Genomic DNA, 14895 nt, shown 5'->3' with positions numbered 1-14895 from the left:
TTATTCACCAAGCGGATGGCGCTTCCTGTAAACCTCATACATCAACAGGCCGGCGGCAACGGAGGCATTGAGCGACGTCACATGCCCGGCCATCGGAAGGCGGATGAGAAAATCGCACGCTTCTTTTACAATTCTGCTCATGCCCCTTCCTTCGCTGCCGATCACGATACCAAGCGGCAGGCCTGCATCCATTTCCCGGTAGTCGAGGGTTCCGGATGCATCTGTCCCGACAATCCAAACCCCCTGCTTTTTCAACCCCGCAATCGTCTGCGAAAGATTTGTCACCCGCGCAACCGGAATATGCTCAATCGCACCGGTCGAAGCTTTCGCGACCGTCGCCGTCAATGCCACGGACCGCCGCTTTGGAATGATCACACCGTGGGCGCCAACCGCATCCGCCGTCCGCAAAATTGACCCGAGGTTATGCGGGTCCTCAAGTTCATCCAGAATCATGATAAACGGGAGCTCGTTCCGCCCTTCGGCAAGCTTGAACATATCGCCCACTTCCGCATATTTATAAGCGGCAACGAGCGCAACCACGCCCTGATGCGCACTGCCCGCCATTTGGTCGATTTTTTGCTTCGGAACAAACTGGATGTAGACTTTCCTTTCCCTAGCAAGTTCCATGACCTGCTTCATCGCGCCTTTCTGCGAGCCTTCCGCAATCCATATTTTATTGATTTCCCGGCCCGCTTTCAAAGCTTCCAGCACCGGGTTTTTGCCCGCTATATATTCTTGGTCCATCAGCGCGCCCCTCCTTTCTTTTCTTCGGCAATTTTGATCGCCTTTTCAATCAATGTTTCCATCCGTTCCCGGTTGCCCGACAAGTAATGATAGCCGATCAGCGCTTCAAAAGCCGTGCTATGCCGGTATGTCTGCACATCTGTATTTTTCGGGACTGTGCCAGATTTGGCATTTCTCCCCCGCTTGACAACCGCAATTTCTTCTTCCGTCAAAAGCTGCCCATCCATCAGATGTTTTAAAATCGCAGCCTGTGCCTTGGCCGAAACAAAGTGGACCGCATCCCGGTGGAGCTGGTTCGGCTTCGTTTTCCCTTGCAGCAAGACATGGTGCCGTATATACTCTTCATATACCGCATCCCCCATATAAGCAAGCGCAAGGCTGTTCAATTGTTTTGGATCTGGAGAGTATCCCTCCCGGCTTTTTTGGATCATAAGCGTCTCCATCTGACTCCTTGAGGCGTGTCTTCAAGAATAATATTCATTTCTTTCAGCTTGTCGCGGATCTCGTCGGCCAGTTGGAAATTGCGCATCTTTCTCGCTTCATTCCGCTTTTCAATCAGCGCTTCAATTTCTTCATCGAGCAGCTCTTCTTCTTCTAATTTCAGCCCGAGGACGCCGGCGAGCGCTTCAAATTCTTTGATAAATGCCTTGAGCACAACCTCGGATGTATTTTTTTCACGCAAGTAATAGTTCGCCTGCTTCGACAGTTCAAAAAAAATAGAGATGCCGTTTGCCGTATTAAAATCATCATCCATTTCTTCGACAAACTGGCGCCGTAGGGATTGAACGGACTCCAGCCATTTTTCATCATTTTCCGCCAGGTTGGCACTTGTCCCGAGGCGGTGTTTGAGGTTTTGATACGATGTTTTGATCCGCTCGAGCCCCGCTCCCGCATTGGCCAGCAATTCTTCGCTGTAGTTGATCGGGTGGCGGTAATGCACCGACAGCATAAAAAAGCGCAAAACCTGCGGATCGTGGCGCTTGAGTATATCATGGACAAGCACAAAGTTCCCGAGCGACTTCGACATTTTTTCATTGTCGATATTGATATAGCCGTTATGGAGCCAGTAACGGGCAAACGGCTTGCCTGTCAAAGCTTCCGACTGGGCGATTTCATTTTCATGGTGCGGGAACGTTAAATCCTGGCCGCCCGCGTGGATATCAATCGTATCGCCCAAGTATTTCCTGACCATGGCTGAGCACTCAATATGCCAGCCCGGCCTTCCTTTCCCCCACGGGCTGTCCCACGAGATCTCCCCTTCTTTTGCCGCCTTCCAAAGGGCAAAATCGAGGGCATCGTCTTTCTTTTCCCCCACTTCGATTCTCGCACCGGCTTTCAATTCGTCAATAGACTGGTGCGACAATTTCCCGTATTCCGGAAAGCTCCTCGTGCGGTAGTAAACATCGCCGCCGGATTCATACGCATAGCCTTTTTCAACCAATTTTTCAATAAAAGCAATGATCGCTTCCATATTTTCGGTTACGCGGGGATGGACGTCTGCATGCCTGCAGCCGAGCGCCGTAATATCTTCAAAATAAGCCTGGATAAAGCGCTCGCTGATTACCGGCACTTCTTCCCCAAGTTCTTTTGCCGTTTTGATCAATTTATCATCCACGTCGGTAAAGTTCGACACGTATTTCACATCATAGCCGCAGAACTCCAAATAGCGCCTGACCGTGTCAAATACAATCGCAGGCCTGGCGTTCCCAATATGGATATAATTATAAACTGTCGGGCCGCAAACGTACATTTTTACTTTTCCCTCTTCCAGCGGGATAAACGGCTCCTTTTTTCTTGTTAATGTATTATAAATCTGAATGCTCATACACTTGTGCTCCTTCCTTTTTCAACCTTTCCAGTTCGCCCCGCAAAGCATCGATTTCCTTCTGCATGCTCTTCAGGCGGTCGGCAACGGGATCGGGCAGTTCATTGTGTTTTAAATCTTTTTTGATCTTCACGCCGTTTTGCACGACGACCCGGCCCGGGATACCAACAACGGTGGAATTGGGCGGCACATCTTTCAGCACAACCGACCCCGCCCCTATTTTTGAATTTTCCCCAACGGTGATGGAGCCTAATACTTTTGCCCCCGTTGCGATTAATACATTGTCTTTAATGGTCGGATGACGCTTGCCTTTTTCTTTTCCGGTCCCGCCAAGTGTAACACCTTGGTAAACCGTTACGTTATCCCCGATTTCACACGTTTCCCCGATCACAACCCCCATACCGTGGTCGATGAAAAACCGCCTGCCGATCTGCGCACCAGGATGGATCTCAATGCCGGTCAGGAAGCGGCTCAGCTGGGAAATCACACGGGCGATGAAAAAGAATTTCTTTTTATAGAAAAAGTGTGCGATCCGGTGCGCCCAAATGGCATGCAGCCCGGAATAAGTCAAAATCACTTCAAAATAAGTCCTTGCTGCCGGATCCTGGTCAAAAACCACTTCAATATCTTCCTTCAGCCTTTTAAACATGTACAGCTCCCCTTTCTTTTGTAATTTTCCCATTCCCTTAAGTAAAGGTTCCAGCCGGGGTCCGGAATCCCGGGCAGAGCCTAAAGAAAGGAGCGCCTCTGTAAAAGACAGAGACGCTCCTTTCCGCGCGGTTCCACTCTGTTTGGCTGTGGGATTTACCCCAACCCAACTTTTTCCTGTTAACGGGCGGCCCCGCTGCATCCTACTGGCTTGCCGTTCAGATCCAGACTCGAAGGTGCATTTCGAAAAAGGAGGGGCTTAAACCACTTTCAGCCGGCGGTGGTTCTCTCTTTGAAGCATCCTTTTCCTACTTCTCCTTCTCATCGCTTTTTCTAATCGATTTTTAACCATATCATATTATATCTTTGCAAAAATGTTAACCAATTAAATTTTGCAGGCGTTCTTTGACTTTGTCTTTGCCAAGCAGTTCAATCAGGCTCTGCAATTCAGGGCCGTGGGTTTGGCCGCTGACGGCAACGCGGATCGGCATGAACAGTTTTTTTCCTTTATGGCCGGTTGCTTTTTGCACCGCTTTGATCGCCTTTTTAATTTCACCCGCTTCAAATGATTCAAGCTGGTTCAATTCTTTCAGGAAGGCAGCCAGCACTTCCGGCACCTGTTCTTCCACCAAAATCGCTTTGGCTTCTTCATCATACTCGACTTCATCGGTAAAGAAAAGCGGTTTGGATAGTTCGACAATTTCCGCACCGTAGCTCATTTGCTCCTGATAAAGCGCAATAAGTTTGCGGACCCATTGTTCCTCTTCCGGTGTCCTGTTTTCCGGGACAAGCCCCGCTTTGACAAGATGCGGCAGCGAAAGCTCCACAACTTTATCCAAATCGAGCTTTTTCATGTACTGGTTGTTCATCCATACCAGTTTTTGGCGGTCAAACAGCGCCGGTGATTTTGACAGCCTGGCCGGGTCGAAAATTTGGATGAATTCTTCGCGCGAGAAAATTTCCTTTTCTCCTTTCGGTGACCAGCCGAGCATCGCAATAAAGTTAAACAGCGCTTCGGGTAAATAGCCGAGTTCTGCATATTGTTCAATAAACTGGATAATGCTGCCGTCGCGCTTGCTCAGTTTTTTGCGGTGCTCATTGACAATCAAGGTCATATGGCCGAAAACCGGCGGCTCAAACCCGAATGCTTCATAAATCATCAGCTGTTTCGGCGTATTGGAAATATGGTCGTCCCCGCGCAGCACGTGGGAAATCTTCATTAAATGGTCGTCGATCGCAACGGCAAAATTATAAGTCGGCATGCCGTCTTTTTTCACGATGACAAAGTCGCCGATGCCGTCCGATTCAAACGACACTTCGCCTTTTACTATATCGTTGAACGTGTAAACCTTGCCTTCCGGGACTTTGAAACGGATGCTCGGTTTCCGGCCTTCCGCTTCAAGCCTTTTCCTGTCTTCTTCTGTCAAATGGCGGCATTTCCCGGAGTAGCGCGGCATTTCCCCGCGGGCAAGCTGCGCCTCACGTTCGGCTTCCAGTTCTTCTTCCGTACAGTAGCATTTATACGCCAAACCGCGTTCGAGCAGGTCTTCATAATATTTTTTATAAATGTCAAGGCGTTCCGACTGGCGGTAAGGGCCGTATTCACCGCCGACATCGATGCTTTCGTCCCAGTCGATGCCGAGCCATTTCAAATATTTCAGCTGGCTTTCAACCCCGCCTTCCACATTCCGCTTCTGGTCGGTATCTTCAATCCGTATAATAAACTTGCCGCCCTGGCTGCGGGCAAACAAATAATTAAATAAAGCTGTACGCGCATTTCCGATATGCAAAAAACCGGTCGGGCTCGGGGCATACCGTACCCTAATTTCATTCGTCATGTCAATTCTCCTTTATACCTGTCACGTTTTGTCCAAATTTATTGTATCATCGTCTGAAACCACAGTAAACCGGTCAGGCCTTTTCCAAAAGCACTGCGGCCTGCGCGGCAATGCCTTCCCCGCGCCCTGTAAAACCGAGCTTTTCCGTGGTGGTGGCTTTCACGTTGATCTGCCCGGTTTCCCCTTCCAGCAGCCGGGCAATCTTATCCCGCATTTTTTCAATATGCGGCGCCATTTTCGGCTGCTGGGCAATGATCGTGCAATCGACATTCGCCAGCTTGTATCCTTTTTGTTTGACAAGCTGCCAAACTTGGGACAAAAGCTTCGAAGAGTCCGCGCCTTTAAAAGCCGGGTCGGTATCGGGAAAGTGCCTTCCGATATCGCCTTCCCCGATAGCCCCGAGGCAGGCATCCGCGACAGCATGCAGCAAAACATCCGCATCCGAATGGCCGATGAGGCCTTTTTCGTAAGGAATCTCCACACCCCCGACGATCAAAGGCCTGCCCTCTGCCAGTTGATGCACGTCAAACCCTTGTCCAATCCTGAACATATTCATCCCCCTTTCTACTTTTTTCCGGCAAGTTTTTTAAAAATTGCTTCTGCAAAATAAAGATCTTCCGGTGTTGTAATTTTAATATTATCATAACTTCCCATCACAATATGTACAATGTGGCCGATCCGTTCAACCAACGAAGCCTCGTCCGTCCCGAGAAAACCGTCCCGCTCCGCAGTTTCATGCGCTTGTTTTAATAATGGCGCGCGAAAAGCTTGTGGCGTTTGCACCTGCCACAAGCTGCTGCGCTCAATCGTTTCCGTTACGATATGGTTTTTTGCCCTTTTAATGGTGTCTTTCACAGGGACTGCTGCAATGGCTGCCCCTTTTTCCGCCGCCACATTGGCGAGTTCTGAAATGATCTTTGCGCTGATAAACGGCCTTGCGCCGTCATGCACAAGAATGACCCCGCCTTTTTCGGCAAGTTCCAGCCCGTTCCGCACGCTGTATTGGCGTTCGCTTCCGCCTTCTGCGAAAAAAATTTTTTCCACATTCGGCATGTTCCCCAATACATGCTTCATGTTTTCTATGTCATGCGGCTGAACCGGCAGAATGACCTTTCTGCAATGCGGGTCTTTTAAAAACACTTCCGCCGTATAGGCAATAAGGGGTCTCTTGTTCACTTCAAGAAATAATTTATTCATTCCGGCTCCCATCCGTTTTCCCGATCCGGCCGCCGGAATAATCACATCATAATCCGCCAAATCCAATCTCCCCCGGGATGCTCATTATAATGCCTTTTCCAAAAGTTTCGGCTTGGCAAAAATCATCCGGCCCGCCGAAGTCTGCAGGACGCTTGTCACCAGCACATCAATCCGCTTGCCGATGTAATTTTTGCCTTCTTCAACGACAATCATCGTGCCGTCATCCAGATAGGCAATGCCCTGATGATGCTCTTTCCCGTCTTTAATGAGCTGGACATTGAGCTCTTCGCCGGGCAGCACAACCGGTTTAACAGCATTGGCGAGGTCATTGATATTAAGCACCTGCACCTTTTGAAATTCGCATACTTTATTTAAATTATAATCATTGGTCACAACGATGCCGTTTGTCATTTTCGCCAGTTTGATGAGCTTGCTGTCAACTTCCTGGATATCTTCAAAATCGCCTTCATACATTTGCACTTCAATCGACAGTTCATTCTGGATCCGGTTCAGGATATCCAATCCGCGCCGTCCCCTGTTCCTTTTCAGTGCATCCGACGAATCGGCGATATGCTGCAGTTCCTCTAACACAAACAGCGGGATCACAATCGGCCCGTCGAGAAAACCGGTTTGGCAAATATCGGCAATCCGGCCGTCAATAATGACACTTGTGTCCAAAATTTTCATCTTCTTTACCTGCTGCGGCTGCCCTTCCTGCTCTGTCCCGCCTTTCCGTTTATGCTGGCGGTTAAAGAACAGATTTACAAACTCTTCCCTTTTCTTAAAGCCGACCTGGAACCCGACATAGCCAAGGAGAACAGTCAAAATAATCGGCACGATCGTGTTCACAATCGGGATTCCCACCTTATTAAACGGAATTCCCGCTAGATAAGCGATAAACAGGCCGAAAATCAAACCCAGGCTTCCGGATAAAATTTCCGTAATCGGGACTTTGACTAAAGAATCTTCAAACCAATTGACAAAATCAACGATATAATTAATAGACCAGAAAGAAATAAGATAAAAGATAATTGCTCCAAGCACTGCTGAAACATACGGGTTGGCAATCAACACATAATGAAAATCAATGAGCCTGTATAAATCCGGCAACAAGAAAACGCCAAGCGTGCCGCCGACCAATACGAAACATATTTGTACAAGCCGCCTTAACATAATTTCACCTCCTTTATTCATTATAAACAAAAAATATCGTTTAAAACGTTCGCCTGAATATTATTTTTCAGCACGGCCCCAATTGGCTTCTGCTCCCTGAAACGGAAATATCCCGGCCTCATAAAGATCACGCTTCTTTCTTTTAAAGTTGGCGGTCAATGAACATTTGCTCTTTAATACGGTAGATGCCGTTTTTTACCTTTTTTGCCCTGACTTCACCAATTCCCTCCACTTCATCCAATTCCCGCTCGCTCGCTTTCATCAGACGGGAGAGACTGCGGAACGCCTGTACCAGGTTTTCAATGACAGCTGCGGGGAGCCTCGGAATTTTATGCAGGATGCGGTAACCCCTCGGATAAACGATATCCTCCAGCCGGTTCGCATGATTGTAGCCCAAAAGCTTCATGCAGATTTGGTCTTCCAGCATCTCTGACGAAACGAGATCCTGGAAACGGCGCAACAGCTCTGCCGGCTTCTGTACCGGCTCATAGGCGTAATCTTTAAAAATGAGCACCGCCTCCTCTTCGATATGATTGAGCAGTTCTTTCATCTGCAAACGGACAAGCCTTCCCTCCGTCCCGAGTTCATTCAAGTACGCCATCAGCTCTTTTTTGATCCGCAGCACCATTTCGATCCTGTGCATTACCTGGAGCAAATCATTAAACGTGACAATGTCCTCGAATTCCAATGCCGTTAAATTGGCAATGCTCTGATCCAGCACCAGTTTATATTTTTCCAGCGTCTGAATGGCCTGGTTTGCTTTCGTCAGCATGACAGGGATTTCTTTCAGCGTATACCGGACACTTCCTTGGTATAATGTAATAACATGCCTCCTTTGCGAAATGGCGATCACTAAAGATTTCGTTTGCTTTGCTACTCTTTCGGCCGTCCGATGGCGCATTCCCGTTTCCGTCGAAGGAATCGAGGAATCGGGGGCAAGCTGGGCATTGGCAATCAAAATGCGGGTACCCGCGTCATTTAAAATAATGGCGCCGTCCATTTTTGCCAGTTCATACAAATAACTCGGGCTGAACGGGCAGTTGATGTGGAATCCGCCGTCCACCAAAGTTTTCACCGTGTCATCGTATCCCATCACGATCAACCCGCCGGTATTGGCACGCAGCACATGATCAATTCCTTCCCGAATCGGCGTGCCCGGCGCAATCAATTGTAAAATTTCGGACATCGTCTTCTGGCAAGGCTCTTTTTCTTCCAATCTCATCCCCCCAGTGCTACTTGCAGGGCTTCCTGGATGGAGGAGACCCCGATCACTTCGATACCCTCAGGCGGCGCCCATCCACCCAGATTATTTTTCGGAATGATCGCCCTTTTAAATCCGAGCTTTGCCGCTTCTTGGACACGCTGCTCAATGCGGGACACCCTTCTGACTTCCCCTGTTAACCCGACCTCGCCGATAATACAGTCATCCGCTTTAGTCGGCTGGTCGCGAAAACTGGACGCCACGCTTACCGCAATCGCCAAATCGACTGCCGGTTCATCCACTTTCAGCCCGCCGGCCACTTTTAAATACGCATCCTGGTTTTGAATCAGAAGGCCAGCCCTTTTCTCAAGCACCGCCATAATCAAAGTAACGCGGTTATGGTCAATACCCGACGCCATCCTCCGCGGCATATTGAAAAATGTCGGTGCCAAGAGCGCCTGGATTTCCACGAGCACAGGGCGAGTGCCTTCAATCGAAGCAACAACCGTGGAGCCGGATGCGCCCTTTGTCCGTTCTTCGAGAAAAATTTCGGAAGGGTTTTGGACTTCTTCCAAACCGGACTCTTTCATTTCCAAAATGGCGATTTCATTTGTCGAGCCGAACCGGTTTTTGACCGCCCTTAAAATCCGGTAGGCGTTATGCCGCTCGCCTTCGAAATAAAGCACGGTGTCGACCATGTGTTCCAGCACCCGTGGGCCGGCAATCGACCCTTCTTTCGTAACGTGGCCGACAATAAAGATGGCGATCCCTTTTGTTTTCGCAATCCGCATGAGCTGCGCCGTGCTTTCCCTCACCTGTGAAACACTTCCGGGAGCGGACGTAATTTCCGGGTGGTAAATCGTTTGGATCGAATCAATGATGACAAAACCGGGGTTTAGCTCATCAATCGCCTGTGTGATCATCGAAAGGTCCGTTTCCGGCAGCACATACAAATGATCGGTATCAATTTTTAACCGGTCCGCCCTTAACTTCGTCTGCTTCGCCGATTCTTCTCCGGAAATATACAGCACATTGTACGCACGCTTTGCCAGCTGCGCCGATACCTGCAAAAGCAGAGTCGATTTTCCGATCCCCGGATCCCCGCCGATGAGTACGAGCGAACCGGCCACGATCCCGCCGCCAAGTACGCGGTTGAGCTCCCAAAAATCCACTTTCGTCCTTTTTTCTTCTTTAGACTCTATAGACGTAATAGGAGCCGCTTTGGTTTCACTTCCAGGCTCAGTATGTAAAAAAAAGCCCTTCCGTTTCGGCGCCTTAATTTCTTCCACCATTTGGTTCCACTGGTTGCACTGCGGGCATTTCCCCATCCATTTCGGCGACTCGTAGCCGCAATTTTGGCAAACAAATTTCACCGTCTTTTTTGCCATTTTAAACCCCTTTTCTTATGTCTATGTTAAAGTTTAAACAAATTATCTTGACAATTTATTAAAATTACATAAAAAAGCACCGCCGTAAAAAAAGGGTACAATCGCCAACCCCATTGTACCCTTCAATATCACGGCATCAAGAATTGGACGATACGGCTTCCGATTCTGCCACACTTGTAAAAGTAAATTCGCCGTCTTTTACATCGACCAATACTTTTTGCCCTTCTTTCACATTGCCCTTCAACATTTCCTCCGAAAGCCGGTCTTCGATATTTTTCTGAATCGACCTGCGCAGCGGCCGTGCGCCGTATTCCGGATCGTAGCCTTTTTCCGCAATTTTCTCTTTTGCGGCATCTGTCAACACCAATTCGATACGGTGTTCTTTTAACCGGTTCGACAATTCTTTCACCATCAAAGTGACAATTTCGTTTAAATGTTTCTTCTCGAGCGAATGGAACACAATCGTTTCATCCACACGGTTTAAAAACTCAGGGCGGAATGCCTTTTTCAATTCCTCAAGCACTTTATCCTTCATGTCTTTGTAATCTGCTTCGACATTATCCTGGATGCTGAAGCCGACGCTCTTGTTGCGTTTTAAAGCATCCGCGCCGACATTGGACGTCATGATCACAATTGTGTTGCTAAAGTCAACGGTGCGTCCTTTGGAATCCGTCAGCCGGCCGTCATCCAGCACTTGCAGGAGAATATTAAAGACGTCCGGATGAGCTTTTTCGATTTCATCGAGCAACACAACGGAATAAGGTTTTCTGCGCACTTTTTCCGTCAACTGCCCGCCTTCTTCAAAACCGACATATCCCGGAGGCGACCCAACGAGACGGGAAGTCGAGTGTTTCTCCATGTATTCGGACATGTCAATCCGGATCATGGCATCTTCATCACCGAACATCGCTTCTGCCAGAGCGCGCGCCAGTTCCGTTTTCCCGACCCCGGTAGGACCGAGGAAAATAAATGAACCGATCGGGCGTTTCGGGTCTTTTAACCCTGCCCGTGCACGGCGGACCGCTTTTGCCACCGCAAGAACCGCTTCTTCCTGCCCGATTACGCGGGAATGGAGAATTTCTTCGAGGTGCAGCAGGCGTTCCGTTTCCGTCTGCGCCAATTTTGTCACCGGAATTCCCGTCCAGCTGGAGACAACGAGCGCGATGTCGTCAACCGTTACTTCGCTGTTTTCCTGGCCTTGTTTTGCCTTCCAGTTTTTCTTCGTTTCCTCCAGCTGTTCGCGCAGTTTTTGTTCGGCATCCCTGAGCGATGCGGCTTTTTCAAATTCCTGGCTTTGCACGGCCGCATCTTTTTCCTTGCGCACTTCTTCAAGTTTCAGCTCAAGCTCTTTTAAATTCGGCGGCGTCGTAAACGAACGCAGGCGCACTTTCGATCCGGCTTCATCAATTAAGTCAATCGCTTTATCCGGCAGGAACCGGTCAGCGATATAGCGGTCCGATAGATTAACGGCCGCTTCAATCGCTTCATCGGTAATCGAGACGCGGTGATGCGCTTCATAACGGTCCCTTAAACCTTTTAAAATCTGGATCGACTCTTCTATCGTCGGCTCGTCGACCTGGATCGGCTGGAACCTTCTTTCCAAAGCCGCATCTTTTTCAATGTATTTCCGGTATTCATCCAATGTGGTTGCTCCGATGCACTGCAGTTCGCCGCGGGCAAGCGACGGTTTTAAAATATTCGAAGCATCAATCGCGCCTTCCGCACCGCCGGCCCCGATCAACGTATGGAGTTCATCGATGAAAAGGATAATATTGCCGGCCTGGCGGATCTCATCCATTACTTTTTTCAGACGGTCTTCAAATTCGCCGCGGTATTTCGTGCCCGCAACAACCGTGCCCATATCAAGCGTCATCACGCGTTTGTCGCGCAGCGTTTCAGGCACTTCGTTATGGACAATCTGCTGGGCGAGGCCTTCCGCGATCGCCGTTTTCCCGACGCCCGGCTCGCCGATCAGAACCGGATTGTTTTTTGTCCTCCGGCTCAATACTTCAATGACGCGCTGGATTTCTTTACTTCGCCCGATCACAGGATCGAGGGCGTCTTCCCTTGCAATCGCGGTTAAATCGCGCGCCAAGCTGTCCAGTGTCGGCGTGCTTACGCTGGCCGCCGCACCGCCCTGCATCGACGCTTCACTGTTACCCAATAACTGCAGCACCTGCTGCCGTGCTTTATTTAAGCTGACGCCGAGATTGATCAGCACGCGTGCCGCAACGCCTTCGCCTTCGCGAATCAGCCCGAGGAGAATATGCTCTGTTCCAACATAGGAGTGCCCAAGCTTTCTCGCTTCATCCATTGACAGTTCAATGACTTTTTTAGCCCTTGGCGTATAGTGGATCGTTTGAGAAATTTCCTGGCCGCTGCCGATCAAGTTTTCCACTTCTTCCTGAATTTTTTCGGCACTTAACCCCAATCCGTACAGCGCTTTTGCAGCAATTCCTTCACCTTCGCGGACAAGGCCGAGCAAAATATGTTCTGTCCCGATATTGTTATGTTTCAAACGGATGGCTTCTTCCTGGGAAAGTGCCAGCACTTTCTGGGCCCTTTCTGTAAATCTTCCAAACATCATCTGTCATTCCTCCTGTTCATTTGGTCTCCTCAAGCCTTAGACGCTCCCTTATCAGTGTAGCCCTGCGGATATCCCTTTCATACGGGCGAAGTGCCCTTCCGGCGTACAGCTGCAAAAATCCCGGCTGCGTTAAAATCATCAGTTCGTTCAAAATATGTTTCGAAATGTTTTGAATATATCCGAGATCAATCCCCAAACGGACATCGGATAAACATTGGGCCGCTTCTTTTGTTTCGATAATCCTGCTGTTTTGCAGCACACCCAACGAACGGTAAACTCTGTCTTCTAATTGTATGTTTGAAGTCTGCATCAATGCTTCCCTTGCCGACCTTTCCTGTGCGATGATCTGCTTGATAACGCTTGTCAAATCGGAAACAATATTTTCTTCGGATTTTCCGAGCGTCATTTGGTTGGAAATTTGAAAAATATTCCCGATGGCTTCGCTTCCTTCGCCATAAATTCCTCTTACCACCAATCCAAGCTGATGGATCGCCGGAATGATTTGGTTAATTTGCTGCGTCAGCACAAGCCCCGGCAAATGCACCATCGCCGATGCACGGATTCCCGTCCCGACATTGGTCGGGCAGCTAGTAAGATAGCCGAGTGTTTCATCAAAAGCGTAATCCACCCAACTTTCGAGCAAGTCATCAAGCTTGCCGGCTTTTTCAAGCGTTTCATGCAGCTGAAGTCCAGGAGAAAGACATTGTATTCTTAAATGATCCTCCTCATTTATCATAATACTAATATCTTCGTCACTTGACAAAATAACTGCACCGTCGTTCGATTCCTCCGCCAGCTGCGGACTGATCAGGTGCTTTTCCACCAGCACCCTTTTTTCAAGCAGCTTTAATTCATCCATTTTTAAAAATTCCGCATGCATGTCATCCGGAAAATGATTCAGGGCAACATGCTGTATTGTAGAAACGATTTCCCTTGCTTCTTCACTGCTAAACAATGATGGGAAACGGTAATTTTTTAAATTTCTTGCGAGGCGGACCCGTGAAGTGAGCACGATTTCCGAATCAGGCCCTTCCTGGTTCATCCATGAGCTGGACGCTTCATGCAAAAAATGCTCCAGAGACATTATTGTTCTCCTCCTTTTCCTAAAGAAGAACTTTCGAGCGCCCGGATTTGGTCGCGGAGTTCCGCGGCTTTTTCAAATTCTTCCCGCTCGACCGCCGCCTGCAGCGCTTCTTTTAGCTGGGCCAGCTTTTTCTTTGTATAAATGGCGCCGCCAATACGGGCCGGTATTTTCCCTTCATGCGCAATATTCCCGCCATGAAGTCTCCGCAAAATTGGAACCAGCTGGTGTTGGAACGCCTCATAGCAGTGTGGGCAGCCAAACCGGCTTGTATTTAAAAATTGGTTAAAAGTCATCCCGCAATGGTTGCAGCGGAGCACATCGGGATTGGGTGCCGCCTCCTGTTTAAAAATTTGAATCGCAGGATCGAAATTAAAGAGGCCGGAGAGCAAGTTATCGAAGGAAAAGCTTTTGCCCCAATCAAACGAAAACATTTCACCTTTTTCCTGTGCGCATTTTTCGCAAAGATGGATTTCCGTTTTCGTTCCGTTTACAATTTTTGTAAAGTGCATAGTCGCCGGCCTTTCATTGCATTCTTGGCAAATCACGGCTTCTCACCTCTGTCGTTACTTGTATTTTAATGTCGTTAACATCGACTTCAGTATTCTGGCGCGCAGCTCATCCCGTTCGGGCAGTTGGATATACAACACGGAACGGTCCATCACACTGAGCATAATTTTTGCCTCCCGTTTGGAAATGACATCTTCCTCTACAAGGCGGAGAATAATTGCTTCCGCACTGGACTGGGAGATGACATTCCCGATATGCACCAGAAGCTGGTCAATCAATTCAGCATCGCTTTCAGGGCGCACTTTCATAATCCGGATATAGCCGCCCCCGCCCCTTTTGCTTTCAACAATATACCCTTTTTCAATCGTAAACCGCGTATTAATAACGTAATTAATTTGTGAAGGGACACATTGGAATTTATCGGCAATCTCATTGCGCTTAATTTCCAGAATTTCAGATTCATTTAGTTCTAATATACGCTTTAAATATTCCTCGATGATGTCAGAGATATTTTTCATCAAAGTCACCTCCTGACGTGATATTTTGACTTTGACTATATTTGACTATAATTATACAGGATATCCTCGTAAAAATGCAACTAAGCAAACTGCCCATTTTTTAGCTTTTCCTTTTTGTACGGATGGCAATCATAGCACTTGTTTAAAATGTGGGGGGTACCCCGGGGTGTATCAAGGTTGGCGGC

The 14895-nt window shown here is 48.5% G+C and carries 14 protein-coding genes and 1 other annotated feature; all 14 genes read right to left on the bottom strand.

What is annotated here, in order from left to right; genetic code table 11:
• The 14 genes from rlmB to GBH70_RS06810 all read right to left on the bottom strand — a co-directional run bounded on the left by rlmB (position 1) and on the right by GBH70_RS06810 (position 14710).
• Entirely contained in the window at positions 1–744 is a 744-nt protein-coding gene (gene rlmB / locus GBH70_RS06875) for a 23S rRNA (guanosine(2251)-2'-O)-methyltransferase RlmB (protein ID WP_151680352.1), read from the bottom strand.
• Positions 744–1175: a Mini-ribonuclease 3 gene (locus GBH70_RS06870; protein ID WP_151680351.1), complete on the bottom strand. Its 432-nt coding sequence runs from the start codon at positions 1173–1175 to the stop codon at positions 744–746. The genes rlmB and GBH70_RS06870 overlap by 1 nt, the downstream gene beginning before the upstream one ends.
• Positions 1172–2569, bottom strand: a complete 1398-nt coding sequence (gene cysS, locus GBH70_RS06865) for a cysteine--tRNA ligase (RefSeq protein ID WP_151680350.1) — start codon at positions 2567–2569, stop codon at positions 1172–1174. The genes GBH70_RS06870 and cysS overlap by 4 nt, the downstream gene beginning before the upstream one ends.
• Positions 2550–3218 carry a serine O-acetyltransferase gene (gene cysE, locus GBH70_RS06860; RefSeq protein ID WP_151680349.1) on the bottom strand — a complete coding sequence of 223 codons (669 nt, stop codon included), beginning with the start codon at positions 3216–3218 and terminating at the stop codon, positions 2550–2552. Before cysE ends, cysS begins: the two co-directional genes overlap by 20 nt.
• 106 nt (positions 3219–3324) lie before the next feature.
• Positions 3325–3551 (bottom strand) — a binding site (T-box leader).
• 43 nt (positions 3552–3594) lie between these two features.
• Complete coding sequence (gltX, locus tag GBH70_RS06855) at positions 3595–5055, bottom strand: glutamate--tRNA ligase (RefSeq protein WP_151680348.1); 1461 nt, start codon at positions 5053–5055, stop codon at positions 3595–3597.
• 73 nt (positions 5056–5128) lie between these two features.
• Positions 5129–5605: a 2-C-methyl-D-erythritol 2,4-cyclodiphosphate synthase gene (gene ispF, locus GBH70_RS06850; RefSeq protein WP_151680347.1), complete on the bottom strand. Its 477-nt coding sequence runs from the start codon at positions 5603–5605 to the stop codon at positions 5129–5131.
• Between the two features lie 14 nt (positions 5606–5619).
• Entirely contained in the window at positions 5620–6312 is a 693-nt protein-coding gene (gene ispD, locus GBH70_RS06845; protein WP_151680346.1) for a 2-C-methyl-D-erythritol 4-phosphate cytidylyltransferase, read from the bottom strand.
• A gap of 24 nt (positions 6313–6336) precedes the next feature.
• Positions 6337–7425: a PIN/TRAM domain-containing protein gene (locus tag GBH70_RS06840; protein ID WP_151680345.1), complete on the bottom strand. Its 1089-nt coding sequence runs from the start codon at positions 7423–7425 to the stop codon at positions 6337–6339.
• Between the two features lie 142 nt (positions 7426–7567).
• On the bottom strand, positions 7568–8641 hold the full coding sequence (gene disA / locus GBH70_RS06835) for a DNA integrity scanning diadenylate cyclase DisA (RefSeq protein WP_172967470.1): 1074 nt from the start codon (positions 8639–8641) through the stop codon (positions 7568–7570).
• Between the two features lie 2 nt (positions 8642–8643).
• Positions 8644–10014, bottom strand: a complete 1371-nt coding sequence (gene radA, locus GBH70_RS06830) for a DNA repair protein RadA (protein ID WP_151680343.1) — start codon at positions 10012–10014, stop codon at positions 8644–8646.
• 136 nt (positions 10015–10150) lie between these two features.
• Entirely contained in the window at positions 10151–12601 is a 2451-nt protein-coding gene (gene clpC, locus GBH70_RS06825) for an ATP-dependent protease ATP-binding subunit ClpC (protein ID WP_151680342.1), read from the bottom strand.
• Between the two features lie 16 nt (positions 12602–12617).
• A complete protein-coding gene (mcsB, locus tag GBH70_RS06820; protein WP_151680341.1) occupies positions 12618–13685 on the bottom strand; it encodes a protein-arginine kinase McsB in 1068 nt (355 codons plus the stop codon).
• On the bottom strand, positions 13685–14230 hold the full coding sequence (mcsA, locus tag GBH70_RS06815; protein WP_151680340.1) for a protein-arginine kinase activator protein McsA: 546 nt from the start codon (positions 14228–14230) through the stop codon (positions 13685–13687). The genes mcsB and mcsA overlap by 1 nt, the downstream gene beginning before the upstream one ends.
• Before the next feature lie 18 nt (positions 14231–14248).
• Positions 14249–14710, bottom strand: coding sequence for a CtsR family transcriptional regulator (locus GBH70_RS06810; protein ID WP_151680339.1), 462 nt, complete (start codon positions 14708–14710; stop codon positions 14249–14251).
• Positions 14711–14895: the final 185 nt, after the last annotated feature.

This window comes from Weizmannia acidilactici, from assembly GCF_008974225.1.
GTDB lineage: Bacteria > Bacillota > Bacilli > Bacillales > Bacillaceae_C > Weizmannia > Weizmannia acidilactici.
The sequence above is the reverse complement of the archived record's forward strand: the minus strand, read 5'-3'. Positions and strand labels throughout refer to the sequence as shown.